General features: G+C 28.9%; 17 protein-coding genes and 3 tRNA genes. 9 read left to right on the forward strand and 11 right to left on the reverse strand.

Annotation, left to right across the window (positions count from 1 at the left end; translation table 11 throughout):
* Positions 1-70: 70 nt before the first annotated feature.
* A complete protein-coding gene (locus bhDAH_RS03125) occupies positions 71-439 on the forward strand; it encodes a hypothetical protein (protein ID WP_012422370.1) in 369 nt (122 codons plus the stop codon).
* A gap of 33 nt (positions 440-472) precedes the next feature.
* On the opposite strand, the gene cdd is transcribed toward bhDAH_RS03125, so the two are convergent.
* Positions 473-928 (reverse strand): cytidine deaminase, encoded by a 456-nt coding sequence (cdd, locus tag bhDAH_RS03130; RefSeq protein ID WP_012422371.1) that lies wholly within the window; start codon positions 926-928, stop codon positions 473-475.
* 133 nt (positions 929-1,061) lie between these two features.
* Here cdd and bhDAH_RS03135 point away from each other — a divergent pair, with 133 nt between their 5' ends.
* A complete protein-coding gene (locus tag bhDAH_RS03135) occupies positions 1,062-2,021 on the forward strand; it encodes a DHH family phosphoesterase (RefSeq protein WP_012422372.1) in 960 nt (319 codons plus the stop codon).
* Here the strand turns inward: bhDAH_RS03135 and bhDAH_RS03140 are convergent.
* Positions 2,011-3,555, reverse strand: a complete 1,545-nt coding sequence (locus bhDAH_RS03140; RefSeq protein WP_043924525.1) for a glycoside hydrolase family 3 N-terminal domain-containing protein — start codon at positions 3,553-3,555, stop codon at positions 2,011-2,013. The two genes, bhDAH_RS03135 and bhDAH_RS03140, sit on opposite strands and share 11 nt — an antisense overlap.
* A gap of 422 nt (positions 3,556-3,977) precedes the next feature.
* Here bhDAH_RS03140 and bhDAH_RS03145 point away from each other — a divergent pair.
* Both bhDAH_RS03145 and bhDAH_RS03150 read left to right on the forward strand, forming a co-directional pair.
* Positions 3,978-4,051 (forward strand) — tRNA-Met (locus bhDAH_RS03145).
* A gap of 16 nt (positions 4,052-4,067) precedes the next feature.
* Complete coding sequence (locus bhDAH_RS03150) at positions 4,068-4,613, forward strand: DJ-1 family glyoxalase III (RefSeq protein WP_012422374.1); 546 nt, start codon at positions 4,068-4,070, stop codon at positions 4,611-4,613.
* Positions 4,614-4,696: 83 nt separating this feature from the next.
* On the opposite strand, the gene bhDAH_RS03155 is transcribed toward bhDAH_RS03150, so the two are convergent.
* Together bhDAH_RS03155 and mfd are read right to left on the reverse strand one after the other, a co-directional pair.
* Complete coding sequence (locus bhDAH_RS03155) at positions 4,697-5,923, reverse strand: acetate kinase (protein ID WP_012422375.1); 1,227 nt, start codon at positions 5,921-5,923, stop codon at positions 4,697-4,699.
* Positions 5,924-5,939: 16 nt separating this feature from the next.
* Entirely contained in the window at positions 5,940-9,308 is a 3,369-nt protein-coding gene (gene mfd / locus bhDAH_RS03160) for a transcription-repair coupling factor (RefSeq protein ID WP_012422376.1), read from the reverse strand.
* A gap of 97 nt (positions 9,309-9,405) precedes the next feature.
* Between mfd and bhDAH_RS03165 the strand changes: the two genes are divergently transcribed.
* From bhDAH_RS03165 to bhDAH_RS03175, 3 genes are all read left to right on the forward strand, one after another.
* Positions 9,406-10,368, forward strand: a complete 963-nt coding sequence (locus tag bhDAH_RS03165; RefSeq protein ID WP_012422377.1) for a hypothetical protein — start codon at positions 9,406-9,408, stop codon at positions 10,366-10,368.
* Entirely contained in the window at positions 10,325-12,385 is a 2,061-nt protein-coding gene (locus tag bhDAH_RS03170) for a LysM peptidoglycan-binding domain-containing protein (protein WP_043924471.1), read from the forward strand. The genes bhDAH_RS03165 and bhDAH_RS03170 overlap by 44 nt, the downstream gene beginning before the upstream one ends.
* 77 nt (positions 12,386-12,462) lie before the next feature.
* Positions 12,463-12,534: transfer RNA gene (locus bhDAH_RS03175), tRNA-Asn, on the forward strand.
* On the opposite strand, the gene rnmV is transcribed toward bhDAH_RS03175, so the two are convergent.
* Positions 12,496-13,074, reverse strand: coding sequence for a ribonuclease M5 (rnmV, locus tag bhDAH_RS03180; RefSeq protein ID WP_076982456.1), 579 nt, complete (start codon positions 13,072-13,074; stop codon positions 12,496-12,498). The two genes, bhDAH_RS03175 and rnmV, sit on opposite strands and share 39 nt — an antisense overlap.
* 3 nt (positions 13,075-13,077) lie before the next feature.
* A complete protein-coding gene (locus bhDAH_RS03185) occupies positions 13,078-14,346 on the reverse strand; it encodes a M18 family aminopeptidase (protein WP_012422379.1) in 1,269 nt (422 codons plus the stop codon).
* A 98-nt stretch (positions 14,347-14,444) separates the two neighbouring features.
* On the opposite strand from bhDAH_RS03185, the gene bhDAH_RS03190 reads away from it, so the two are divergent.
* The gene (locus bhDAH_RS03190; RefSeq protein ID WP_012422380.1) at positions 14,445-15,170 is read left to right on the forward strand and encodes a hypothetical protein; all 726 of its coding nucleotides are present in this window, start codon (positions 14,445-14,447) and stop codon (positions 15,168-15,170) included.
* A 33-nt stretch (positions 15,171-15,203) separates the two neighbouring features.
* Here bhDAH_RS03190 and bhDAH_RS03195 read toward each other — a convergent pair whose 3' ends face one another.
* Positions 15,204-17,051 carry a fructose-specific PTS transporter subunit EIIC gene (locus bhDAH_RS03195; protein WP_012422381.1) on the reverse strand — a complete coding sequence of 616 codons (1,848 nt, stop codon included), beginning with the start codon at positions 17,049-17,051 and terminating at the stop codon, positions 15,204-15,206.
* A gap of 125 nt (positions 17,052-17,176) precedes the next feature.
* Between bhDAH_RS03195 and pfkB the strand changes: the two genes are divergently transcribed.
* Complete coding sequence (gene pfkB / locus bhDAH_RS03200; RefSeq protein WP_012422382.1) at positions 17,177-18,079, forward strand: 1-phosphofructokinase; 903 nt, start codon at positions 17,177-17,179, stop codon at positions 18,077-18,079.
* Positions 18,080-18,300: 221 nt separating this feature from the next.
* Here pfkB and bhDAH_RS03205 read toward each other — a convergent pair.
* The 4 genes from bhDAH_RS03205 to bhDAH_RS03220 all read right to left on the reverse strand — a co-directional run bounded on the left by bhDAH_RS03205 (position 18,301) and on the right by bhDAH_RS03220 (position 26,924).
* Positions 18,301-18,374: transfer RNA gene (locus tag bhDAH_RS03205), tRNA-Asp, on the reverse strand.
* Positions 18,375-18,421: 47 nt separating this feature from the next.
* Positions 18,422-20,248 carry an exodeoxyribonuclease V subunit alpha gene (gene recD / locus bhDAH_RS03210; protein WP_012422383.1) on the reverse strand — a complete coding sequence of 609 codons (1,827 nt, stop codon included), beginning with the start codon at positions 20,246-20,248 and terminating at the stop codon, positions 18,422-18,424.
* A gap of 9 nt (positions 20,249-20,257) precedes the next feature.
* Positions 20,258-23,698 (reverse strand): exodeoxyribonuclease V subunit beta, encoded by a 3,441-nt coding sequence (recB, locus tag bhDAH_RS03215; RefSeq protein WP_043924472.1) that lies wholly within the window; start codon positions 23,696-23,698, stop codon positions 20,258-20,260.
* 4 nt (positions 23,699-23,702) lie between these two features.
* Positions 23,703-26,924 (reverse strand): PD-(D/E)XK nuclease family protein, encoded by a 3,222-nt coding sequence (locus bhDAH_RS03220; RefSeq protein WP_012422385.1) that lies wholly within the window; start codon positions 26,922-26,924, stop codon positions 23,703-23,705.
* Positions 26,925-26,926: the final 2 nt, after the last annotated feature.

Consider the following 26,926-nt stretch of genomic DNA (forward strand, 5'->3'; position numbering starts at 1 on the left):
ATAACATTATTTTTTTTAATGTTCAATTAATTTTGTTAATATCCTAAAATAGTTTGGAAGGGGAAGATTTATGTTACAATCCCAATTCTTTGTTAAGAGATGTAAAAGATGCATTTCTAAAGATGAAGTTTTAGTAAATAATGTAAAGAATGTTGAGAATATTTTTTATGATTTTCTTAAAATTTTTGATAAAAAATCTTTAGAGTGTATATTCAATTATTATTATGAGAATTTTGACTTTGATGAGGGAATATATGCTTTTATTGATAAGTTTATTCCAATTATTAACTTTTTGTCATTAGAGGTTGTGGATTATGAATTTAACATTGATGAGAAAAAGCTCATATTAGAGGTTTTTGATTCCTCAGCATGTACTTTTAAAGCTGATAAATTAAGTGAGTTTGCAAGAGCCATTGTTTCTCTTGGTATTTTAAATTAATATTTATATTTTGTCTTTACATAAGTTTTTAGATTATGTTTCTTGATTTGCTTTAAATATTCTTGATAATTCTTTTTTGTTGAATGGAACCTTAAGTAAATCGTTAAGTGTATAAGTTTGTGAAATTGTTTTAGTGGCGTTAAATTGATTAGGATCTGTTATTAATATTTTAGTATTTTCTTCAAAAAATTCTGACATTACTTGACGACATATTGCACATGGCACACTTGCTGGAGTTGTTGCGATCAATATAAAATCTATTTCTTGTGTACCAACAGATGATATCATGTTCATCATTGCAGCTTGTTCTGCACAACGAGTTGCTCCAAAACTTGCATTTTCAACATTTGAACCTTGAAAAAATAAATTATCTTTAGTTTTAATACAAGCACCCACTTTGAATTTTGAATACGGTGAATATGCATTATTTCTTGCAGTTTCAGCCATTTGAAATGCTTTTTCAATTGCATTTTGTTCACTATGTTCCACTTAAAACCTCTTAAGTTTATGATATTGTCAATTATAGCACGATGCTTATAATTTTCTATTAAAATATTGTAAAATATTTAATTATAAGATGTAATAATTGTTGATTTGTATAAAGGTTTGTTAATATTTTTTTATGATAGATGTTATTGAATTTATTAAGAAATACAATAATTTTATTATTATTGGGCATAAGGATCCTGATTTTGATTGTATTGGTTCATCTTTAGCTTTAGCTTCTTTTTTGTCTAGAATAGGCAAAAGGGCTATTATGTTAAATGAAGGTCCTTTTGTGAGAAAGGAAATAATACCTTTTAAAGATAAGTTTTTATCTAGATGGCCAGATATTGCATCTTCAGATTATGCTGTTATTATTTTGGATTGCTCCATATTGAATCGTATTGGAGATGAATTTGCTTTTTATGTGAAGGATATGCCTATCCTTGTTATTGATCATCATGCATCAGGCGATAAGTTGGATGTTCCTGGATATATTGATCCTTTTGCTCCCTCAACTACTTTTTTAATTGAAAAATTAGTTAGAGAATTTGGGCATGAAGTTACTAAAGAAGAGGCATGGTATATCTTGGTTGGATTTTGTACAGATACAGGATTTTTTAGATTTATTTCAAACAGTGATCCCGAGCCTTTTGAGATGATAGCTAGACTTGTATCTAAAGGCTTAAGTCTTAAAGATGTTTATAATTATGTTGAATCTGTTAAGAGCATAGCCTCAATAGATATTCTTGGTGTGATGTTAAATAATCTTAAATCTTATTTCGATGGGAGAGTATTGCTTACCGTTTTGCCTTTCAATGATAAGAAGGACGCCAATGTTAGTGGTGTTAACGAGCTGTTTTATGCACTTCTTGCTAATGTTGAGAATAATGAAATATTAGTTATTTTAAAGGAGACTGAAGATGGTTCTATTTTAGTGGGGCTTCGTTCTAGAGAATATTTTGATGTGGGCGAACTTGCAAAATGTTTTGGAGGCGGGGGACATAAGCATGCTAGTGGGTTTAAGGTTAAAAATAGTTCTTTAAATCTTTTAGAGAGTCAAGTAATTGCATACATAAAGGGTGCTATTAAATCTTAAAGTTGATTAATGGGATTTGTCCTTTTGGATTGAAATCTTCTGTTAAAGTTAGGAATCCAGATTTAAATGACAGTGTTGTTGTTCCATATACTATTACTATGTTTTGTATCCAGTCTAGGTTTTTAATGTGCTGGGGTGTAAGTGAGACAATTATGCTTATTTTATCTTTATATTCTTTTAAGTTATCTATATATTTTAGACTAGCGGGTGTTGAGAGATTAAAGATAACTTGTTCGTGTTTTTCAATTAGGTTTTTTATTGCTTGTAGTTTTGTGGGATTTATGCTATTTAAAGGGTAATAGTCATAGTAATAGCTGGAACTATTCTGAAATATTTTTTTCCCTTCTTTAACCATTGTGTTATAAGGTGATATTAAAAGTGTTTTTTTATGCTTTGATACTTTTTTGAGTAGCTTTATTTTGGTTATCCCTCTTAATGTATTTTGTTCAAAAAATTTTTTAGCTTCTTTAGTAGGTATTGATTGAGCATTTTTATGATTTGGATAAATTTCTGCTTCGTTTTTGTTCTCTTTTAAGTATTCTAACTTTATTCTAAGTATTCTTTTGTTAGATTTAATAATATTTTCTCTTATCTCATTATCTTTTTGCATGAGACTTAATAATTTATTGTAAGCGTTGTTTTGTATGTTTTCGTTTATTGATATTAATAAAATATCAGTTTCAGTTCTAATAATTCTTTCAATTGTGTCATAAATACTTTCATTTTGATATTTTACTGCATTCATTAATAAATCGTCTGTTATTATTAAATTATCATATTTCAGATTTTTCCTAAGGAGTTCCTTTATAATTTTAATTGAAGATGATGCAGGTATTTCTTTGCCATTTGTAAGCATTGGGTATGCTAAGTGTCCGCTCATAATTATTGGAATATTTTCTTGTATTAATATTTGATATGGCAGTAATTCATTTGAACACACTTCTTTTAAATTTAAGTTTATTATTGGCATTTTTGTGTGAGAATCAAGAACAGTATTGCCGTGTCCAGGGAAGTGTTTTGCTGTTGAAATTATGCCTGCCTGTTTTTGTCCTTTGTAAAAAGCTAGAGCAAAAAGAGAAACGATTTGGGAATTATTTGAATATGCTCTTGGTCCTATTGTAAAATTTTCTTCATTGCTGTAAATGTCTGTTATGGGTGCAAAATTTAGATTAATTCCAAGCTGTCTTAACTCATTTGCTATGTGATATCCTGTAAGGTAAGAGTCGTTTGGGGATAGAGTAGCTGTAATTCCAAGATTTCCTATTGTCTTTGATGTTTTGAGTTTTATATGTTGTGTCCATCCACCTTCTTGATCTGTTGCTATAAATAAAGGTATTTTAAATCTATTTTTTTGAGACATTGATTGTGCTTTATTTATGCTTTCTATTAACATGTGTAAATTTTGGGCATTCCATCCAAATATTTTGATTCCTCCTAAGTTTTTTTCCTGTATAAAGTTCAGGGCAAATTTTGTTATTTGGTTTCCTGGATAACTTATCATAAACATTTGACCCAGCAATTCTTTGTCATTCATTTGGCTTACTATTTTATCTATTAATTTTTCTTTATCTTCTATAGTCCAAAAATTATAGGGGAAACAATTATTATGGATAAAAAAGATAGTTATACAAACAATTTTTTTCATTTAAACCATACCAATCTTCTATTTTTTTTGATTCATAAGTATATCATATTGTTTTTAAATCATTTCAATAAATGAATCCGTTTAAGTTATAAATTTTTTATTTTCACTCTAATTTATATTAAGAGATTTAATTTATTTTCAATAGTAATTGTATTTTTTTTTAAAAAAAATACCAAATACTTATTTTATAAGTTAAAGTTCTTAGCATATTTATTGATAGTGGTCTTTTAAGTGCAGTGGGTATGTATCTTTAAGAATATGGTTTTATATTGACAAAATATCTTTGAATTTATAAACTTTAATGGCTGCAAGCTGATGTAGCTCAGTTGGTTAGAGCACTCGGCTCATATCCGAGTTGTCGTGGGTTCAAGTCCCTCCATCAGCATTAAGGAGTTTGTGTTATGAGAGCTGCAATTGTGCTTGCCAATGGTTTTGAAGAGATTGAAGCTGTAGTCCCTATGGATATTTTAAGACGTGGTGGTGTTGATCTGAAGGTTATTGGTTTAAATGATGATAGGGTTGTTTTAAGTTCTAGAGGATTTACTTTTTGGACTGATAAGAAAATATCAGATTGTAGTGCAGATCATTTTGATTTAATAATACTTCCTGGAGGAATGCCTGGTGCTACAAATCTTTTTGAATCGCAAAATTTAGATAAGATTTTAAGAAATATGAACTTACAAGGTAAGTTGATTGCAGCCATTTGTGCATCACCAGCAGTTGTGCTTTCTGCAAAGGGACTTTTGGGGACAAATAAGTTTACGTGCTATCCAGGCTTTGAAAATGGTATTACTGATGGTGAATTTGTGGATGATGATGTTGTTGTTAGTAATAATTTCATTACTTCTAAGGGTGTTGGCACGGCTTTCAAGTTTGCTTTTACTTTGCTTAAGATTATTAAGGGAGAGAGCGTACTTGAGGATGTTAAGAGGAAAGCTTTGCTTTAATATGATTTGTACTACAGGATATTTCAGTTAATTTAGTAAGTCAGTTCTTAAAGATTGCCTTATAATAATTTAAATTTTTTAATTTATTTTAAATCCCGTGAGTGTTCTGTAATTAGGTTATAGGTATCTTCAAGTATGGTTAGTTCTTCATTTGTTGGTATTACAAGTATTTTTGTCTTACTTTTTTCACTTGATATATCAGATTCTATGTTTTTTTCTCTTGCTAAATTATTTTTTTGAAGATCAATTTCTATCCCAATCTTTTCAAATCCTTTTAGTGATAGTTCTCTTATTCCATAATCGGTAACACCAATGCCAGCCGTGAAAACTATTGCATCAATATTGAATTCAAGAATTGCAAGGTAAGACCCAATATATTTTTTTATTCTATAAGCCATTATTTCAACTGCAAGTTTAGAATTATATTCATTATTTTCCACCCCTTCCCAAATATCTCTTAGATCGTTTGACTTAAGAGATATGCCAAGCATACCACTTTCCTTGTTAAGTATTTCTTCAATCTTTCTTGGGGTCTTATTTAGTACTTTGCTCATTAAAGGAATAATTGCAGGATCTATGTCTCCACTTCTTGTTCCCATTGCAAGTCCTTCAAGAGGAGTAAGCCCCATGCTTGTATCGTAAGATATTCCTTTTTTAACTGCATTGATGCTTGATCCATTGCCTAGGTGTAGTATTATTAAGTTTAGATCTTTTTTATGTTTGTTAAGTATTGTTGCAACTCTTTTAGTTATATATGCATATGATAATCCGTGAAATCCGTATTTTCTGATATTATAGTCTTTATACCAAGAGTATGGTGTAGCGTATAAGAATGCATTTTCATTCATGGTTTGATGCCATGATGTGTCAAAGCATAAAACTTGTTTTGCATTTGGGAATATTTTAAGTGTTATTTCTATGACTTTTATTGCAGTTGGATTGTGAAGGGGTGCAAGAGCGGAAATTTTTTCAAGTTCACTTAAGATATTTTCATTAAGTATTACTGAATTTTTAAAATTTGGGCCCCCATGTACAATTCTGTGTCCTATTCCTTGAATTTCATTTAGATTGTTTATGATATTTAATTTCTTGTTTGTTAATATTTTAATCAGTTGTTTTAATGCTTCCTTGTGTGATTTGATGTGTTTATCTATTTTTTCGAGTAAGTCGTTTTGAGTCTTAATTCTAATTATTGATTTTTTTGTTTTTATTTTTTCAATTGTTCCAGATGCTAGGATTTGTGTATTTTTATGTTGATAGAGTGTAAATTTTAATGAAGAACTTCCTGTGTTAAGTGTTAATATTTTCATATCCTTTACTTGATTATTATAATAATAGATTCAAATGTCTATATATGCAGTTTATTTTTTCTGATTCTTTAACATTTTTTAGGTTTAGAAAAACTGATTTTTTATCTTTTGGATTTATTTTCAATGTAGTAGGATCATCTTTTATGATTTGCATTATCCTGTAAACAGGAATACTCTTTATATCTAAATATTCGATTTCAAGTAACCCATTTTTTTCTTTAAGGCTTGTAATATTGAGTTTTTTGGCAAGTAGTTTCAGTTCTGATAATATAAGTAAGGTGTTAAGCTCTTCTGGAATTGAGCCAAATCGGTCATGAATTTCAGCTCTTATTTTGTTATTTTCTTCCTCGCTTTGAATTGCTGAAATTTTTTTGTAAATTGATATTTTGTCTTGTTCATTATTTACATAGCTATCGGGAATGAATCCATTGTAGTTGATTTCAATAGTGATTTCATCTTCCTTAGAATTTTTTCCCATTCGCTTTTCAATCGCTTTATTTAACATTGTTAAGTAGTAATCCAGTCCAATAGATTCGATCTCTCCATGTTGTTCTTTCCCAAGTAGGTTCCCAACACCTCTTATTTCCATGTCTTTCATTGCAATTTGAAATCCTGCTCCAAGTTCTGAAAATTCAGATATTGCCCTTAATCTTTCAATAGCACTTTCGTTTAAGCTTGAGCTTTCTTTATATAAGAAATAAGCGAAGGCTTTCTGTGAACTTCTGCCAACCCTGCCCCTTAGTTGGTATAGTTGTGCAAGTCCGAATCTGTTTGCATTGTTAATTATTATTGTATTTGCATTTTCAATATCTATTCCGTTTTCAATTATTGTTGTTGATAGTAGTACCTGATATGATTTATTTATAAAATCATGCATGATATTTTCAATTTGGTCACCTGTAAGCCTTGCATGAATAGTTGCAATTCTTGCGTAAGGGACTACTTTCTCTAGCATTGCTTTTATTAAATCTAATTCTTGAATATTATGATGCACAAAAAATACTTGTCCGTCTCGGGAGAGTTCATGCTCTATTGCGTGTTTAATCAAAAGCTCGCTAAATTCTTCTACATAAGTTTCTATTTTGATTCTGTTTTGGGGTGGAGTTTTTAAAACTGAAATGTCTCTTAGTTTAATTAATGACATATGAAGAGATCGCGGAATTGGAGTTGCTGATAGGGTAAGACAGTCAACAGAGACTTTTATTTCTTTTAGTTTCTCTTTTTCTCTTACCCCGAATCTTTGTTCCTCGTCGATTATAATGAGTCCTAAGTTTTTATATATTATTTTCTTAGAGAGTATTTTGTGTGTTCCAATTATTATGTCAATTTCGCCCGTTGCTAAGTTTTTAATAATTTCCCTTTCTTTTGATTTTTTTATAAATCTACTCATCATTGCAATTTTAATTGGAAAGTTTTTAAATCTTTTCTTAAATGTATTGAAATGTTGTTCTGCAAGAATTGTGGTTGGGGAGAGTATTGCTACCTGTTTTGTTCCCATGACAGCTTTGAATGCAGCCCTCATTGCGACTTCGGTTTTACCAAATCCAACATCACCGCATAAAAGTCTATCCATTACTTTTAAGCTCATCATATCTTGTTTGATTTCTGATATTGCTGTTAGTTGATCTGGGGTTTCATCATATGCAAATTCTGATTCAAATAATAATTGCCATTCATTATCTTGAGGATATTGAAATCCCTTAGTGCTTTCTCTTGCTGAATAGAGTGAAACAAGCTGGTCGGCAATTGCATCAATTCTTTTCTTTGCATTAGCTTTTTTCTTTTCCCAGGTTTTTGAGCTGATTTTATCTAATTTTATATTTTGATTTTCATTTCCAATATACCTTTGGATAAGGTGTGTTTGCTCAATTGGAATAAATAATTTTTCATTATCTGCATATTCAATTTCAATATAATCTTTTTCAAGAAGACTTGTTTTGATTCTTTTGATTTGCTTAAATATTCCAATTCCATGGTTGATGTGAACTACATGACTATTTTTTTCAACTTCAATAAATGAATCAATAGGTTTTGTTCTTGATGATTCGAAAACTTTATTTATTTTTTGTCTTCTGTTAAATATATCTGATTCAAGGATAATGGCTATTTTTTCTTTGTTTATTATAAGTGAGCTTGATATTTTTAAAACTTCAATTTTGATTTTTGGCAGATCTTTGAAGATGTATTTTAATTTTTCTTTTTGTGAACTAGATTCTGCCGCAATAATTACTTTAAATCCGTTATTTAGCCAGTTTTGTATTTCTTCCTTTGCAAGTGCAATGTTTGAAAAAAATCTACGCCCACTTTCAATTTCAAATTCTACAAGTTCTTCTGTTTGTGTATTTGCAGGAGTTTTGACGAAGAAAATATTAGTTTTTAATTTTAAATCATTCAAATTTATAAAAATTTCTTTTGGTGCAATTGTTTTCTCTCCTGACTCTATTGCTTGGCTATAAAGTTTTTCATACTCTTTATAGATCTTTTTGATCTCTTCTTGTAAATTTGGTATTTCGAAATTTATAGTAAGCGTATCTTCATTTATTTCTTGACTTAGGTATGTGTCTCCTATTAACGGATAAAATATTTCTTCTGCTCTTGCATGATATTTTGTTTCAATTTGTTCAAATAATTTTTTATATTCATTTTCTTTTATGTAGTGTTTTAATCTGTTTATGCTTTCATTATTCCAAATGATTTCCTTTTTAGGAATTATATCAAATTCGGAGATTTCATTGCCTTTTTTTAATTGAGTTAAGGGATTAAAATATTTGATTTCTTTTATTGTGTCATTATGCAGTGAAATTCTTATTGGTTCTGCCTTATTAAATGAGTGTATGTCTATTATTTCACCCTTTATTGTAAATTCTCCAGGTAATGTAACTCTCATTGTTTTTTCATAGCCTAGTCTTATAAGTTTGCTTTCAAGATTTTTTATGTTTATTAACTTGCTTGTCTGAATCTTATAAATATTTTTAAATAAATTTTCTTTTGTAGGTATTTTGCTAAGTAGGGATTTTAATAAAACAATATAGATTCCAGGATTATTTTCATAAAAATTGATTAAGAATTTTATTCGTTCGCTAAAGATTGTACTTTTTGAGCCGATGCCTTTATATACAAGAGGACTGAAATAATTAAGTTCATATATTTTATCTGTAATTTGCATTAAGTCATCTTTGAGTGCATCTGCAATATTTTCATTGTTAACTATTAATATAATTTTATTATTACCGCTATATTCCTTTATTTTGTTTATTAAAAAAGCTTCAAAAAATCCCCCATGCCCTACTAGTGTAAAGGGTAGATTTTCTTTAATGAGTTGTTGTATTTTTTTTAAATTTTGATTGTCATTTAGTATGGTAGTTAATTCTTTTTCTATGTTCATTTTTTACCTTTTTGTTTCTGTAGTTTAGTATAATATTATATATTAATAGATATGTTCCGTTTCGTTATGTATAATATAATTAGATTTTGAGGAGTTTATGGAATTTAGGAAATTATTGTTTGTTATATCTCTTATGGTTGTTCCTTTTATGCTTTTTCCTAGGGATTATAAGGGTCTTGATTTTAAGATAAAGTTTTTCAATCAATCAATCTATCGTGTTGATAGCAATGTTTCTATTGAAGTTTCGCTTAGCAATTTATCTGATGATTTACTTACTCTTGAGGTAGGAGATATTAATACTTTTGGTTTTGATTTTGATGTTACAGATACTACTAATATTAAAGTTAAGAGATCTCTTGAATATGTTAAGGATAGATCAAAGAATGTTGCAATTCCTGTTAGAACTCTGAGTTTGAGACCTAATGAAAGATTTTCTGTAATGATGAGCTTAAATCAATTTGTGCAATTTGATAAAGATGGAGTCTATTTTGTTAGAGGTAAGTTTTTCCCAGATATCTCAGATTCACAAAAGTGTATAGAGTCTAATGTTATTACCTTGTTTTTGAAACCGAAGATGGATGATGTTGCAGAAAAATTTAACTTTTCTAATTTGTCTTCCAATCGTGAGGTTCAAAGTGTTTTGAAAAGAGAGAATTTATCCCCTGATAAAGTTATTGAATATTTGTTTTCAGCATTGCGGCTTGGGGAGAGAGAGAAATTCTTTTTATATATTGACATTGAAAGTCTTATTTTAAATGATCAAAATAAATCATATCTTTATAAGCAGGAACTTAGATCGGGTTCTAATAGTATGCTTGAAGAATATAAGGAATATTTATGGAATAATAGTAATTCTGATATTGCAAAAGTTCCAAATAAATTTTCTATTGTTGAAACAACTTATACAGATTCTACGGGGAAAGTTGTGTCTGATGTGTATTTTGAGGATGGTCATTTTTATGTAGCCAAACGATATACCTTTTTTTTCAAAAAGTATGATTATTACTGGATCATTTATGATTATACTGTTCAAAATACTGGAATTAAGGAGAAATACTAGGCTTTTTATTTTTAGGATCAAAGGGCTTAGTATTGTTTTATGGATAATAAGTTCCTTCAGTTTATATGCTGATTTTAAACATGAGGTTGTTAAAGGTGATACCTTATATTCGATCTCTCTTAAATATAAGATTTCAATAAAAGAATTGAAAAATGCAAATAATCTGAAGTCTGAGAGCATTAGAATTGGTCGTATATTAGTCATTCCAAGTTCTTCTAAAGTTAACAAAGTTCTTACTAAGAAGGGTGATGAGAAGTCTAAGTTGAGCAAGCTTGAGCCTGATGCTAAAGTTCATGTTGTTAAGGTCGGCGATACTATTGAAGATATATCTAAAAGATATGGCATTAGAGAAAAGGAATTGGTTGCTTGGAATAATTTGACTTCTAAGATTCTTAAGGTTGGTTCTAAGTTACATTTGGGTGAGCCTGACTTTTTAAAGCCATATATAGTTAAAAAGGGTGATTCTCTCTCAAAGCTTTCTGTGGATTTTGATATTAGTATTGCGGATATTATAAGGTTTAATTCTCTAGAGAGTAAGAAGTTAATAATTGGTCAAAAATTATATTTGAAAAGGGTTTCTGGGGATATTCATTTCCATTATGTAAAGCGAGGAGAGACTCTTGGGAAGATTGCATATATTTATGGTGTTACCGCAAAACATCTTGTCCATCTTAATGGAGACAAGGCAATAAATTTAAAGGCGGATTCAATTTTAGATGTCTCAAAAATTATTGAAGAAAATCCATTAAGTTCTAAGTCTTTACAATTAAAGGCCGAAAAGGGCAGTAGTGAAACGTTTATATCTCATAGGGTATCTGTTGGTGAGACGTTATATAGCATTGCCCGTAAATATGGAGTTTTGCTTGAAGCTCTTAAGAGTTGGAATAATTTAAGTGGGAATAATATTTTTCATAATCAGGAACTTAAAATTTATGATAAGAGAAAAGGTCCAGTTGTTGCAAATAAAGACTCAAGGCAATTTGTGGATAATTCTAGTGATTCTAAGACCAAAGTTAAAGCTATTGCAAATGTTATTTCTGCTAAGAGTAAAAAGTTAGATTTAAATTTTTCCAATGTTTTAAATAATAGAGATGCTTTTGATATTAGTGCTTTAGTTATACTGGATCCTAAAATACCTATGTTTGAGGCTAATGGGGTTTTTTATTATTGGTATAAGCCTAAAAAAGTAAGTCAGCCAAGTGAATTTTATTCAGAAGATTGGTATTCGCCTCTGAATGCCTATAAGAAAGCAAGTCAGCTTTTTAAAAGTTTTGAAAGTCTTGTGCGATCTCGGCCGATTAAAAATAGTAACTTAAAAAATAAATTAATAATTATTGATCCTGGACATGGAGGACTTGATCCTGGTGCTATTGTTAAAGCTAGAGATGGCCTTAATAATGAGATTTTTGTTGTCGAGGATGAATATGTTTATGATATTGCTTTAAGACTTTATGTGTATCTTAAAGAGTATGGGGCTAATGTTGAACTTACTATTTTATCCCCTGATCATTTAATTAGAGATAGTGTGTCTGCTAATAATACATTTGTTAATGTTAAGAATGAAGTTTATAATGATTATGATTTGAATAAAACTGATACAGTCGATTCTTGGATAAACGGTACTCAGGAAGGCTTGAAGAAAAGGTTAGCCGTTGTAAAGAAATTTGTAAATAAGTATAAAAATGTTAAGGCAAAAGATATTCTCTATATTAGTTTGCATTCTGATAATAGTGTTGGCGCACCTCGGTGTATGGGATTTTATTACCAGTCTGAGGACGGAAAGGGATTTGATACCCATTCTAAGAGTGTGATTGAAAAAATGACTGAAGGTTTTAAAAGAGCTCCTTATATTAAGGGACAAAATCTTTATGTGTTAAAACATAATGTTGTTAAAACCAAATTATTAGTTGAAGTTAGAAATTTGGCATTTGATGAGGAAGCTTGGGCTATTAGAGCTTCTAAACTTAGGGACCAGGATTCTAGAATTCTGGCTGATGCTATTTTAAAAATCTTATAGATTTAAGTAAATTATTTTTTCTGGATTTGTATGCTTGACAAAATATTTTCAATTTAGCATAATATCTAGATATTGAGTCCCCTATAGCTCAGCGGTAGAGCAGGTGGCTGTTAACCACTTGGTCGGAGGTTCGATTCCTTCTGGGGGAGTCTTGATTCTTTAATTGATATTATTTTTTCTATTTCTTCTCGTTTTATTTTGAAGTAATTGAGTCTTTCAAGTAGTTTTTTGTTATTCCCATTTCCCAGATTAAAGTGTTTTTGTATTTGTTCCCTCCTTTTCTTAGATTTAGCCCCTGTAATACCAAGTTCTATTAAGTCAGTTAAACTTAAACCTTCTTTTTGTTTTTCGTTATCAAACGTACCTATTTTTCTTAAAATTGTTGCTATTTCAAGCTTAGAAGACATTTCTACTTCTTGATCTTTACTTTTAAGGTGGGCATGCTTAATTTTATCTTGATTTAAGTAATTCATTCTTTTAAGTATTTGTTGTCTAATTAGGTTTCCTGCCTTGTCACTATCAGTGAAAATAATGATTCCATTTGTTTTTAGTGCTTTTTTTAAAACATTAATGGTTGATTGCTTAAGATACAACCCACCAGTTTCAACTATAGTGCACTTAAATAGTTCTTTTATTCTCTTAGCGTCGTCTTTACCTTCAACTACAATGATTTCTTTTAGTTGTTCCAGATTTTAATTCCAATTTTCAAAAAATGCCCTGAGAAGTTTTATTGCTTCTATATGATCTGAGATTGCGATAGTTTCTCTTAAAGAATGCATTCCCCACATTGGGGTTCCAATGTCTATGGTTTCAATTCCTGTTTGAGCATTTGCAATTGGGCCAATTGTGGTTCCGGCATTGGTATTTGCTTTCATTATTATTTCTTGAATTTTAATATTATTTTTCATAGCTAAAGCTTTAAGTTTCGCACATCCACTTGCTGTTGTTGCATATTTAAAATTAGCATTGCTTTTAATAGTGACGCCTTTTCCTAGACTTATTTGATAATTTGGATCATGTTTGCATATGTAGCCTGGATGAGTTCCATGTGCACCGTCCATTGAGATATTGAATGATTTGTTTAGTTTAATTAAGTGTTCTTCTTTCCCTAGATTTAGAACATGATCAATTCTTTCTAAGATTTCTGTTAATAGTTTTGAATCAGCTCCTCTGGAAGTTCCAGATCCGATCTCTTCATTATCAAAAAATACAGCCGCTTTATTTTTATTGTTATTTGTATGAATAAATGCATTCATGATGGCATGACATCCTGATTTGTTGTCGAGATTTTTGGATGCTAAGAATTCGCCCTCGCTACCTATAATTTTAGCAGGTTCGGATGCTGTGAATATTAAATCGCATGACAAGAAATCTTTTTCAGATATTTGCAGTTTTTCTATAATTTTTTCTTTAATGCTTTTTTTAAAACTTGTGATGATCATAATGTTCTCATGAGTATCATATGCAAATCCTTCATTTGCCTTTCGGTTTAAGTGAATAGCGACATTTGGTATGATTCCGATATTTTCAATTGTTATTAATTCTGAGTTAATTCTTCCATCTTTATTAAAGTATACAATTCCTGCTAAGCTTAAATCTCTGTCGGTCCAGGTTGAAATTATTGGGCCACCATAAACCTCGATGTGGTGAGAGAATACATTACATTTGTGTTTGCTAGATTCTATTTTAAGTTTCAGTCCAGGGCTGTCAGAGTGTGCTGCTGCTATTAAGAATGGTTCATGTATTTTATTGGTGTTAATGTTAAACGCAATAAGACTTGTTCCTTCCTTTTTTACATAATAATGTCCTGTTTCTAATGTCCATTTATCATCAAGTTTTAATTCCTTTGCATTAAGATAATATACTAGTTTTTGTTCAATGTAGTTTACTAGATGATATGCTGTTAAGCTTTTATCTAATAGGTTCTGAAAATGTGATATATCTAATGTGTGGTCATGCATTTTTTTCTCCTATAGTTTCATTGTTTTGATACTTAATATTTTATTATAATAGCTAGTACATGTATATATGTTTGTGTATATGTTAAGGAGATTATTAAATGGATAAATTTTATAAATTTATGCTTGTGCCTTTAATATTTATTGCTTGTACTACAGTTTCAGAGATTAATTTACAGGATGATGCTAGTGGAACAGTTTCATTGATATTGAATGTTAATAAAGAGTTTGAAAGGATCAGAAAAGAACTTGTAGCGACTCTTGTAGGAGCAGAAATAGCTAAAATGCCCCTTTTCCCTATTGATAAAATAGAGCAATATTTTAGTGATGAAGGAAAAAAATTAGGTTTAAAACTCTTAAGTATTAAGTCAAATGGTGATTCTCTTAAGTTGGTTGCTCAATTTGATAATTTGGTTAAGGTTTTAAAGGATTATCTTGAAGAGGAGAGAATGCCTATATTTAAGGTAGAAAACAAGAATGGAAAAAATATTCTTGATATGGATATTAATTTGAAAAATGTTACCAAGGTCATTAATGAAAATAAGGAGAATGTAAGTGATGCTCTTGCGGCACTCTTGCCTTCAGAAGAAATACCAATGTCTGAGAAGGAATATAAGGATGCATTAGTTTATTTTTTATCAGATTTTACGTCACATGCAAGTGAGCTTATTGATAATTCTGATATTACAGTCAAAATCAAGACGTCAAGAACAATTCAAGAGCAATTTGGATTTAAACAGCTTAACTTAAATAGTTTAGAACTTAAATTAGGTATGATTAGAGCTTTAAGTCTTGAGAGACCAATAAAATTGAGATTGGCTTATTAGGCTTTATGTAAATCTTATTTTAAGAGATAAGATTTACTTCTTATCTCTTTTGATAAATCCTATTAATAGGCCTGTTATTAAAGTTCCCACTAGGATAGATATTACCCACATTAATGGGTTAGTTACTATTGGAAGGATAAAGATACCGCCGTGTGGAGCCATAAGCTTTACTTCAAATAATGCAGACAGAAAACCTCCGATGGATGAACCTATTATGCAAGCAGGTATTATTTTTAAAGGGTCTGCGGCTGCTAAAGGAATTACTCCTTCTGTTATGAAACATGCACCTAGAACGTAACAAACTTTACCGGCTTCGTGTTCTTCTTGTGAGAACTTCTTGTTGAAAATGCTAGTTGCAAGTGCGACTCCAAGTGGAGGAATCATTCCTCCTGCCATTACGCTTGCATGAGGAATATAATTTCCAGCAGTTATCATTGCAATTCCAAATGCATAAGCAGCTTTGTTTACAGGACCGCCCATGTCTATTGCCATCATGCCACCAAGCAGTGCACCCAGTAGTGCCATGTTTGTTCCGCTCAGTGAGTTTAACATATTTGTTATGGATATATTAATATATGCAATTGGTGTTAGCAAGAAATATGTTAGAACACCTGATATTAGTACTGAAAAAAATGGGTAAGTTAAAACGGGATTAATACCACTTATGTTTTGTGGTATTATTTTTTTACTTATTGATTTTATTGCTAAGGTTACGTATCCTGCAATAAATCCTGCTAGGATGCCTCCCAAGAAACCTGCATTTCCTTTGCTCATCATTAATCCTGTAATCATTCCAGGTGCAAGTCCGGGACGTTCTGCTATGCTGAATGAAATATACCCAGCAAGTATTGGAATCATTAGGAAAAAAGCATTACCACCGCCAATTTGCATTAGAATATCTGCTATTTGATTATAGCTTGGATCGTTTGGATCAAAAGCTTTAATGCCAAACATAAATGATATTGCAATAATTATTCCCCCAGATACTACGAATGGAAGCATAAAGGATACACCGTTCATTAAGTGTTTATATGCACCACCTGTTTTTTTATTTGTTTTGCTTTCTCCTTTGACTGTTTTGCTCTTATAAATTTTTGCTTTGTTGTCAAGAATGTTTTGAATGAGTTCTTTTGCTTTGTGTATACCATCTTTTACACCAACTTCAATTAGTGGTTTACCATTAAATCTTTCTTTATTAACAGTTTTCCCTGCTGCAATAATTATGCCTTTTGCTTTTTTTATCTCCTCTTCTTCTATTGGATTATCAATTCCACTAGAGCCATTAGTTTCTACTTTGAGTTCTACATTTAGTTCAGCTGCTGCTCGTTTTAGGCTTTCAGCTGCCATATATGTATGGGCAATTCCCGTGGGGCAGGCGGTTACTGCTAGAATGAAATTCTTAGAACTGGATTCATTCATTATTACATTTGTGTTGCTATTTAGAAGAATTTCTAAGAATCTACTTATATCATTTGTACTCATAATTTCTTGTCTTAAAATTTCATTGTTAAATATATTATTAAGATAAGATATTGTTTTAATATGAGTATCACCTGTAGTGTTTGCAGGAACAGCTATCATGAAAAATAATCTTGACGGCTTCGAATCAGAGGCATCAAAATCAAAACCTTCTCCTGTAACTCTTAATATAGCTATTCCATGTTTTGCAACAAAATTACCTTTTGCGTGTGGCATTGCAATATATTCTTCAAGACCTGTTCCGCTTATTTCTTCTCGTTTTTTAATATCTGTTATAAAATTTTCTTTGTTGCTCAGATATCCATTTTCGTTGAGCATGTCGGCCATTTTTTCAATTACATCGTCTTTACTTTTTGCTTCATAATTCAATAATATTAATTTTTTAGAAAATAAATCTTGCATAGGAGACTCCTTGCTATACTGTAGTATCCATATTATAATAGGTATAATATATATGTTAATTATAACATATAATTGTTATATATTTGATTATTTAATGACTTTACTTAATTATAAAGGAGATTGGTTTGGTATATACGCTTACTCTTAATCCTGCTATTGATTATAAAATAGTTATAAACGGGTTTCAAAAAGGGTGTCTTAATCGTGTTGTTAAGAGTAATTTTTTTGCTGGTGGAAAGGGAATAAATGTAAGTAATGTACTTAAGAATTTTGAAACGGAAAGTGTTGCTTTTGGATTTTTGGGTGGATTTACTGGTGATTATATAAAGACCCATCTTGATTTGATGGGAATAAAGCATGATTTTATTAGCATAGCTGATAATACTAGAATCAATATTAAAATGATGTCAGATGGAAAAGAAACAGAAATTAATGGGAATTCACCTGCAATTCTTGAGAGTGATTTTAAGTCTTTGATTTTAAAATTAAAAAAATTAGATCAAGATGTGTTAATCATGTCTGGGAGTATTCCAAGCTCGCTTGGGTGTCGGGCTTATAATGAGATAGCTAAGAATCTATCAAGTAATGTTAGGTTAATTATTGATACTAGCGGGCCTGCCTTGCAAGAGATTATAGAACTTAAACCTTTTTTAATAAAGCCAAATGTTAATGAACTTAAGGAACTTTTGGGGATGAATTTGATTTCTAATAAGGATTTAATTAATGCTGGGCATGAGCTTATAGAAAGGGGCGTGCAAAATATTATAGTCTCAATGGGTAGTGAGGGGGCTATGTTTATAAATAATAAAGATGCTTATGTAGCTAGTGTTCCGCAAATTGATTCTTTAAGCACTATTGGGGCAGGGGATTCTGTCGTTGCTGGATTTGTATATGCATATCAAAATGGGAATTCTCTTTGTGATTCTTTTAAATTTGGAGTTGCAGCAGGTACTTCCACAGCACTTAGAGGACAACTTTGTAGTCTTGATGATGTTAAGGATATTCTTGGTAAAATAAAACTTGAGTAGCTTTCTTTGGGGGGGGGTGATTTAAACATTTGCAAATATGAATGAGTTTTTTATTTTAGTGGAATTTTTAAAAATTTTGATTTTATAATTTTATCTTAAGTGTAGTTTTAGTGATAGTTTAAATATAGCTTTGTGATTGAATATGTTTTGTATGGCTTTGCAACTTGTATCAATGAGAATCAAGCAAATTCAGTAAAAGTTTATAGCTTTAAAAGCACTATCGGGAGCGACGGGACTCGAACCCGCGACCTCCTGCGTGACAGGCAGGCGTTCTAACCATCTGAACTACACCCCCAAATACAATACCTTAAGATTATATTGTTTTTCTTTTGGTTTGTCAATTTATTTTAATGCGTCTATATGCTCTAAGATTTTTGAATCCCTCTTTATTGTTTTTAGACTAACATTTTTAATGATATCTTTGCTTGATATTATTTCTATGCTTGCTTTTGCCCTTGTTATTGCAGTGTAGAGTAGTTCTTTAGTTAAGAATGGATGATCTTCTATTATTATTTGTACATGTTGATATTCAGATCCTTGACTTTTATGTATTGTTGTTGCAAAACTAAGTTCAAATTTGTTTATTAAATTAAAATTTATTTTTTTATATTTCTCATCTTCTCTTTTAAATAAAGCGTAAATTTTAGAATTTTCTTTAAAGAGAATACCCCTTTCTCCATTAAATAGGTCATTTTTATAGTCATTTTGAGTAATTAAAATTATTTGTCCAATTAAATTGCCATAGATTTTTTTCAAATATAATTTTATTATTTCATTTATTCTTTTTGTTCCAAATTTTCCAAAATTTCTTGAACATAAAATGACGTTGTTAAGCAGGGGATTAATTATCGATTCAATTTCTTTGTCGTTTAGTGAGCTGAGTTCGAAATTAGAGATATTTTTGTATAAATTTTTTATGTGATTTAATAATTCGTTTTCAATATTTACTTTATTTATATCCTTTAGAATTATATTTTTATTGGCATTAAGTTGGGTATCAATTAGGTCTGTATCTTCTTTATATATTGCCTCGGCTAATAAATTTATCTCATCGTTACTTCTGAAATTTTTTTTAAGTATTTCTACATTTTCATTACTTATTTCTTTTATTGCTGTAAGACTTGCATATACATTTCCTCCAGCTATTGATGGAAGCTGGTTTTTATCTCCTGTTATTATGAGTTTTGTGCTTGTCTTGACCGCCTTTAACAATTTTAAGAAAGTGCTTGCATCTATCATAGATGCTTCATCAATTATGATTATTTCAAATTCTAGAGGGTTAGCCTCATCATATTTATTGCCTTTACTGATGAATGACATTTTTAATAATTTTTGTACTGTGCTATATCTTGTTTCAAGGTTTTGAAATGATTCTTTTAGACTTGATTTTAGTTTTTGACTTGCTTTTCCAGTTGGCGCTACAAGTGCTACCTTTTGCTTGACGTTTAAGTGAATATCAATTGCTTTTAGAATATAATTGATAGTTGTTGTTTTACCTGTTCCCGGGCCACCACTGAGTATAAAGAAATTGCTTTTTAAAGATTTCTTAATTGAATTGATTTGTTCTTTACTTAGATCCTTGGTGTTTAAGTTTGCCATTATATTTTGTATTCTTTGATCGCTTATCTCACTTTTGTTATCTTTAAGTCTTTGTTCTATTTTTTTTATTAGCTCTTCTTCTTCTCTAAAATTTTTTTGAGTATAGATATAAATATTATTTTCTAATATTAAAGGAGTTGTGATTTTTTCATCTTTATTAAAATCTTTCATTATATTATTTTCTTTTAAAGATAAGATCATTTCGTGTATTTTGATTGATTTTGTAAATTTTGCAAGTTCTTCTAGTATGTTTATTGATTTTTGATAAAATTGATCTTCTTCTTCTAATTCAAGGAAAGCACATTCGATCGTGTTTTGAATATCTTTTATTAGTAAATCAATGTTAGCTCTTAAATGTCCTTTAGAGAGATAATTAAATAGGAATATTAAAAAAATAGTAAGTTCTTTGCACGTTTCATTTTTTATTGTTTTTATAAGTAAATGTGATTTGTAGTAATTTTCTATGTTTATGTTTAAAGTTTCAATTATTTCATAAATTTTGAGTTCTGGATTCAAATAATTTCTCTTATGATCTTTTAAAAATTCTCTTAAGACTAAATAATTCCTCATATTTCCCTTTTAATATTTTAATTGCAAATATATTTGTTCTAAATCTAATTCTTTAAAATTTGGTATAGTGGAATAAATCCCATTTTGCGTTTTAGATTGTTCTTTAATATTTTTTTGAAAAGCTCTTGTAAATAGATATATTACTCCTCCGAAATGTTTGTTATATTCTTCTATATTCTTAAAGAGTATTTTTTTTATTCCAAGCGCGTAGATTTTATATTGTAAGTCATACTGTTCTTGTTTCATTTTCTTCTTTAAGTTTGTTAAGTTATAATCTTTTAAATTTTCTCCAAGATAATTTGTTTTATAGTCTAGAATATATATTTTATTATTTATCTTAAATATAAGATCAATAATTCCCTTTATGTATCCGTCATTTAATACTAAATCCAACTTGTTGTGGTCCTTAAAGAGAGACTTTTGCTCATAAATTTTTGTATTTATTTTGATTAAAAATTCCATTTCTTTTTGCAATTCTTGGATATCACACAATCTTGCGCCAATAAATCTAATTTTTGTATTTAATATGTTATAAATCATCTTTATTAGCATTTCTTGTAACTTGGGTGTATTTAGTTTTGAATTAAAATGTTCTATTTTTTTCTGTATAAGAGCAATATTGATTTTTTGAAAATTGTTGAAACTATCTTTTGCGTCGCTAAAATTTATGTCTTGCATTATGGCATGTAAAATATTACCAATATCTTTGCCCCTTGGGAGTGTTTCCCCAGAACAAGTAGCATCATTATCATAAGTCTCATCATTTCTTGTTTCTGGATTTTCATGGTGGTTGGACTTATAGATTGATGCAAGACTCGTATAGCTATGTGTATGTTCTTTTCTAAATAGATATTTATTTATTGGTTTTGGGGGGATTAATTTTATCTCTTTGTTATCATTTATGTCTAATTTATTGAATTGATTAGTTTTAATCAGATTGTATACATTAAAGTTTAGGTTTATTTTTTCAATTGTTTTTATTTCTGCTAGCTCTAACATTTTATTTATTGTTGCACCTTGATTAATAATAAATAGTGCAAATCTGGCTCGTGTTGTTCCTACATAAAAAATGTTTTGCTCTTCATTTAAAATCTTATTTTTCGCAAATTGTTGATTTTCTTTTAATTTTAAAAAGTCATATTCTATTTTGTTTTTTGAGTAAAATTTATAAAATGTATCCGATTTTTTAAGGAGATTATCGTTGTTTTGAATATCACCTATTAAGAATACGATATTAATACTTAGTCCTTTTGATTTGTGTATTGTCAGTATTTCTATGGCTTGATTATCTCCAGTAGTGATTTTGTCTTCATCTTGTTCAATATCTTTATTGAGTATTAGGTCTTCTAGAGTAGATATTAATGATTCTATGTTTTTATCTTCATAGTAAATTTTAGAAATAAAATCTAGGCTTGTTTCATAGTTCTTAAGTTCTTCAAATTTTCCCTCATTTATTAGGATTTCCCTGTAGCTTTTTTTTGATTGTGCAAATTCAGTGAAGGTAGTATTACGAAAATTTTTTGCCAAATTGAGCCATAAATCTTTCTTTGATATGATTTCGTCTATTGCCTCTATTAATGTTATTTCTTGATTCTCAAGTAAATATATTATGTCAATAATAGCTTCTTCTATGTGCTTTATTCCATTCTCTTCAAGTAAACTTAGGTATAATTCCCACGGAAGGTTTATTATTTTGCTGGTTAAGATATAGTTTAGAGTTTGAAAGTTTTGTTTTCTGTCTAAACATTTTATGAGGTAAAATATCAAGTTGAATTCTTTCGTCTTAAAAAATGATTCTGCGAGCTTATTTGTTTTTACATCTTGATTTTTAAGTTCTCTGTCTATGAAATCTACTTCCTTGCTTGTCCTGCAAAGCACTTTTATGTCTGATTCTTTAATTTGCCTAAGTTTATTATTATCATAAATTTTGCCGTTTGTTAGTAAATATTTTATTGTTAGTGCTGTTTTTTGTAAGACATTTTTATCTTCTTCAGTTTCTATTATGTTTATTGCTTCTATTTCTTGCCCATTTACAAAAATTTTATTTTCGTCATTCTTAGGATCTGTTTTTGATTTGGTAAATTTTATTTGTTCGATTTCATCTGTGCGTGCTTTATTATAGATGTTATCAAACATAATATTTAAAGGTTCGATTAACTTTTTATTTGATCTGTAATTTGTTAGTAATGTTATTCTTGCATCATCCTTTATTTTATCTTTTATATTTTGGTTGTAAAATGATATATCAGCATTTCTAAATGTATAAATTATTTGCTTAGGATCAGCTATAAATACTAGTTTTATACCACAAGAGCTGAGTAGTTCAAATATTTCTATTTGTATTAGATCTAAATCTTGTGCTTCATCTATTAATATTATTTTATATCTGTTTTTTATTGAATTTAATAGTCTGTTATCACGAGATTCCAAGTGTTTTTTTAAGTTTAGCATTATCTGTTTTTGGTCTATTGTATTTGTTGCATTAATGGTAGTTGCAAGTTCCCTTTCTATATATTTAAGTATTTTATATTCGACTTTTAGGTTAATAAATCTTCTAAGTGTGTTTTTATCTTCTTTATCTGTATTTGTTTCATGGCTAAGTTCTCTTAAAGCTGTTTGTATTTTTAGTTCCTTAGGTAGAAGAGTAACATTTTTCTTAAGATTAGATTCTATTATTTTGCAGAAAAATTTGTTGTTTGTAAGTATGTCTGTTATTTTTACGATGTCTTTTTCATGACTATATTTGATTTCTGATATTTTAATTCCTTGGTTATGTTTATTTAGGAAAGTTCGCTTTTCTTCCATAGTCATTTCGTTTAATGCTTCAACTATTAAGTTGTACTTGTCAATTAATTTATCCTTATTTGTGAGCATTTGGTTAAAAATCGTTTGGGTTTCTATCCAATCTCCAAGTTCTTGCGTCTTGTCTCTTTTATACCCTTGTCTTATATATTGAGTCATGTCTTTTGTATTTTTGAATTTAGATTTAAAGATTTCAAATTCATCGTCTTTGATTTCAAATTCTTTTTTTAATGAATCTGATTTTCTTAAAAATTCATAAACTATTTCGTCTATTTCTGATGTAAAATTTTCTTTTACACTGTATTTGGAAAAATTTTCTGTCTCGATTTGAAAATTGTTTAGAGCATATAGTGCGAATTTGTTTATAGTTGAGATAAAGATTTTATTTGATTGTTCATAAATGGTTTTTAAGGATTTATCTGTTTTTGAATTTTGATATGCATTCTCAATTGATTTTAATATTCTAATATGCATCTCTTCTGTTGCTTTTTTTGTGAATGTTAGCACTAAGATCTCGCTTGGAGAGTACATTTTGTTTATGAGTAAGTTTGTAATAGTATTCTCAAGTGTGTAGGTCTTTCCAGTTCCTGCTGAAGCCTCAATTAATATTTTTTCGTTGTATTTGATTTTATCTATTATTTCTTTCATGTGATTAACTTTGCACCTTAATAAATTTAGCATAAAAATCTTGAAGTAATTTTTCTAAGTTGTCGTCTATATTTAAAGCGTGAGTGTCTTTAAATCTGTTGTAATATGGACACCATGTTATATCTCTTTGTTGAAGAATAAATTCCATGGATTTGTTAATACTAATGCTTTTTTGCGGATATTTGATTTGTTTTTTTAGTACTTCCCGAAATTCGTTTATATCTTTTATTTTAATTAGACTTTTTTGTATTAAATCTTTATAAATGGGAGTAGGATAGCTTGAAATATATGCTATTTGTTTTAGTAGATTTTCAAGATCTATGGAGTTTATTTCTTCATTTGTATATTGATTACCAAGGGATAATTTAGAAGTCTCATAAGTTATTCTTATTTCTTGAATTGAATCTATGTTTTCAATTGCACTTTTTAACATTAGTCCTATTATATATAGGTTTATTTTTTTAATAATTTTGTCTTGACCATAATCTTTTTTTTCTAAATTGACGTAATAATATCGATTATCTATTTTATATATGTTTTTAAGTTTTCCATTTAATTTAAATTCTAATGTTTCGCCTTCGAAGTTAATGGGTATGCTTTTATTTAATATGATATCAGTTTCCTGCATTTTGAAGAATTCTTGGAAACTTGCAGTAATATTATTTTTAATTTCATTGAGCTTTACTATAAATTCTTCTTTTATGGTTTCTTTCTTGATGTTTATGGGAATTATTCCTCTTTGAATTTGATTTTCAATAATGTTATCTATTCTGTCTGCTATGTGTTCATTGGGTTCATCTTTTATGCATTCATGTATTGGTATGAAATTATTCATTAATTTATAATTAAAATTCTCAATATCAATAATTTGCTCCTCTTGTTTTTCTTTAATTTCACTAATTTGGCTTATGTCTTTGATGTGTACATTTAATATATCTTCGTAAAAGTATTTGTATGGATTAGTTATGGCTTTATTGATATCTTCTATTTCTAGTGTGATTTGTTTTTTTAATTTGAGTCTTTTCTGTTTAAAGTGCGGATGTTTGCCTTTTTGTAGTGATTTTGCAATATTAAAAGCCTCTATGTCATAGTTGATTAGGTAATTGGCTTTTTCGTATTTGAAGTATTCAAAATCATAATTTTCATTTGGGTGTATTTCAATTTTTAGTTCCAGTCCCATGTCTTTTATATAATTTACTATTTTATTTATTACTTTAGGTTTATTGATATCTGGATTTAGAGATTCGCTTAGCGAGTAATAGAGATAGAACTTGTTTGATGCTGCAAAGATTATCTTAATTAAATTTGAAATGTTATCTTGCTCCAGATTGATATAGTCATAGTATTCATTGAGTAAATCCATGTTATCAAAATGAATGCTTGCGTTTAATTGATGACTTCCTAAGAAGTGGATTTCAGATTTTTGTAAATATTCGATTTTATCAGAGCTTGCAACAAGTATGCCTGTATTTTGATTACTTACTTGATATGCTTTTTGTTCTATGCTTTCCTCAAGCATTACTTTAAAGAGCGCAAAATCAACTTTTCTGTCTTTAATTTTTGCCAAGTAATCTTTGTGAAGATTTTCATTAAAGTCTTTTGAAAAATTTTTAAGGTATTGTATTCTTGTATTTATATATTCATCAATTTTATTGTTATTTTCAAGTTTAATATATTTATCTATGAAGATATCCATTATTTCTGCCCATTCATATATTGTATATTCTTGTTCTTTAAAGTACATTATATCTTCATATAGGCTTTTTATTATGCTTATTAATCTTATTATTGAATCTGGATCTTGAAAGCTTATACTTTCTTGGCAATTCTTGCATTCATATTTGCAATTAAAAATCGCAGATGTGAGAAATCTGTTAAAACCATCTTCCCACGAATTTAAAAAGTTCTTATCATAAGATAAGCTTTCTTTATGAATATCATTCATTCCAAAATTAATATTCACTGCGTCACTAAATTTTATTAGGTATTCTAATTCACTTATTGAGATGTTGAATTTATTCATTACTTTTGTGTTACTTAAAAATTCAATTATTTCTTTTCTGTTAAAATTACTAATCGTTCCCCTGGTTGAAATGAAGAGTTTCATTAATTGCTTTAGTGCTATTACGCTTTTACTTTTTGAGACATCTTTGGAATCCAGAATAGTAAACTCAAGTTCGTATTTATTTAAAAATTCCTCTATGTATGGTAAGTACATGTTCATATCTTTTGGTAGGCAAGTTATTACAATATCATTTATTTTTAAATTATTATTTTGTGTTGAATGTAAAATATTGTTTACTAGGATTTCTACCTCTCGTTTTTTTGTTTTTGCTTCTATTATTTTAAAACTATTATCTAAGTTTGATAGAGGAGTACCTTTTATGATATTGTTTTTGAAACTTGCTAAGAAATTTTTCTCTTCAAATAATTGGATGTCAATTTCTTGTTCTATTTGTATCTTTGAGTTGCATTTTTTGATTTTTAGTGGTACGAGTTCGTCTATGAGGATAGATTTGATTTGAGTTATATCTTCAAGTATTAACTCGTATACTGTAATGTCGAAAATTTTTTGCAAGCAGTGTAAAATTTTTCTGTCAATTTCTCTAGTCTCTCCAATGATTATTATTTTCTTTGTTTCAATGCTTTGCCGATTATCTGTTATTTCTTGTTCTATTTTTTTATGTAAATCAAGAATGTTGATTTGATTTTCAAATAGTTTTTCAAACATTTCCTTTTGCATGGATTCGTAGTGGATTTTATTCTTGTCTTCAAATAAAAGTTCATTTTGTCTCCAATTATCAATTAGATTTGAAAATTTAGAGTAGTATTTATGAAATAAAGTTATTATCTTTGCTGCAAAGATATATCTATTTTTTGTTGATTTAAATTGCTTGATATTTTTTATTTTATTGTCTTTTAATATGTGATACAGGATAAATTTTTCTGTTTCTGAGTACAGTAGCAAAGTATTATTTTCTAAGAAATTTTTTATATTTTGGTTTTCTGTTGAAAGGTTATATATCGTTTTCGTTATGTTTTGTTTTATATTGAGGTTATATGAAACTTCATTCAGGGTTGCTAGATATTTCTTAATTTCTTCGCCTAGAATGTTCCTTTTTAAAAGGATAATAGTTTCTTTTTTAAATATGTCATCATTTTGAGTTAGTTCTTTAATTTTATTGTAGATTCTACTTACTTTGTTTGTTTTGTATATCTTGTACATAG

Origin of the sequence: Borrelia hermsii DAH (assembly GCF_023035675.1) — a bacterium.
GTDB classification, from domain to species: domain Bacteria; phylum Spirochaetota; class Spirochaetia; order Borreliales; family Borreliaceae; genus Borrelia; species Borrelia hermsii.

Coding starts and splice junctions, on each gene's coding strand:
- bhDAH_RS03125 (WP_012422370.1), top strand. CDS start 71: ATGTTACAATCCCAATTCTTTGTTAAGAGATGTAAAAGATGCATTTCT.
- bhDAH_RS03135 (WP_012422372.1), top strand. CDS start 1,062: ATGATAGATGTTATTGAATTTATTAAGAAATACAATAATTTTATTATT.
- bhDAH_RS03140 (WP_043924525.1), bottom strand. CDS start 3,555: ATGAATGACAAAGAATTGCTGGGTCAAATGTTTATGATAAGTTATCCA.
- bhDAH_RS03150 (WP_012422374.1), top strand. CDS start 4,068: ATGAGAGCTGCAATTGTGCTTGCCAATGGTTTTGAAGAGATTGAAGCT.
- bhDAH_RS03155 (WP_012422375.1), bottom strand. CDS start 5,923: ATGAAAATATTAACACTTAACACAGGAAGTTCTTCATTAAAATTTACA.
- mfd (WP_012422376.1), bottom strand. CDS start 9,308: ATGAACATAGAAAAAGAATTAACTACCATACTAAATGACAATCAAAAT.
- bhDAH_RS03165 (WP_012422377.1), top strand. CDS start 9,406: ATGGAATTTAGGAAATTATTGTTTGTTATATCTCTTATGGTTGTTCCT.
- bhDAH_RS03170 (WP_043924471.1), top strand. CDS start 10,325: ATGATTATACTGTTCAAAATACTGGAATTAAGGAGAAATACTAGGCTT.
- bhDAH_RS03185 (WP_012422379.1), bottom strand. CDS start 14,346: ATGCATGACCACACATTAGATATATCACATTTTCAGAACCTATTAGAT.
- bhDAH_RS03190 (WP_012422380.1), top strand. CDS start 14,445: ATGGATAAATTTTATAAATTTATGCTTGTGCCTTTAATATTTATTGCT.
- bhDAH_RS03195 (WP_012422381.1), bottom strand. CDS start 17,051: ATGCAAGATTTATTTTCTAAAAAATTAATATTATTGAATTATGAAGCA.
- recD (WP_012422383.1), bottom strand. CDS start 20,248: ATGAGGAATTATTTAGTCTTAAGAGAATTTTTAAAAGATCATAAGAGA.
- recB (WP_043924472.1), bottom strand. CDS start 23,698: ATGAAAGAAATAATAGATAAAATCAAATACAACGAAAAAATATTAATT.
- bhDAH_RS03220 (WP_012422385.1), bottom strand. CDS start 26,924: ATGTACAAGATATACAAAACAAACAAAGTAAGTAGAATCTACAATAAA.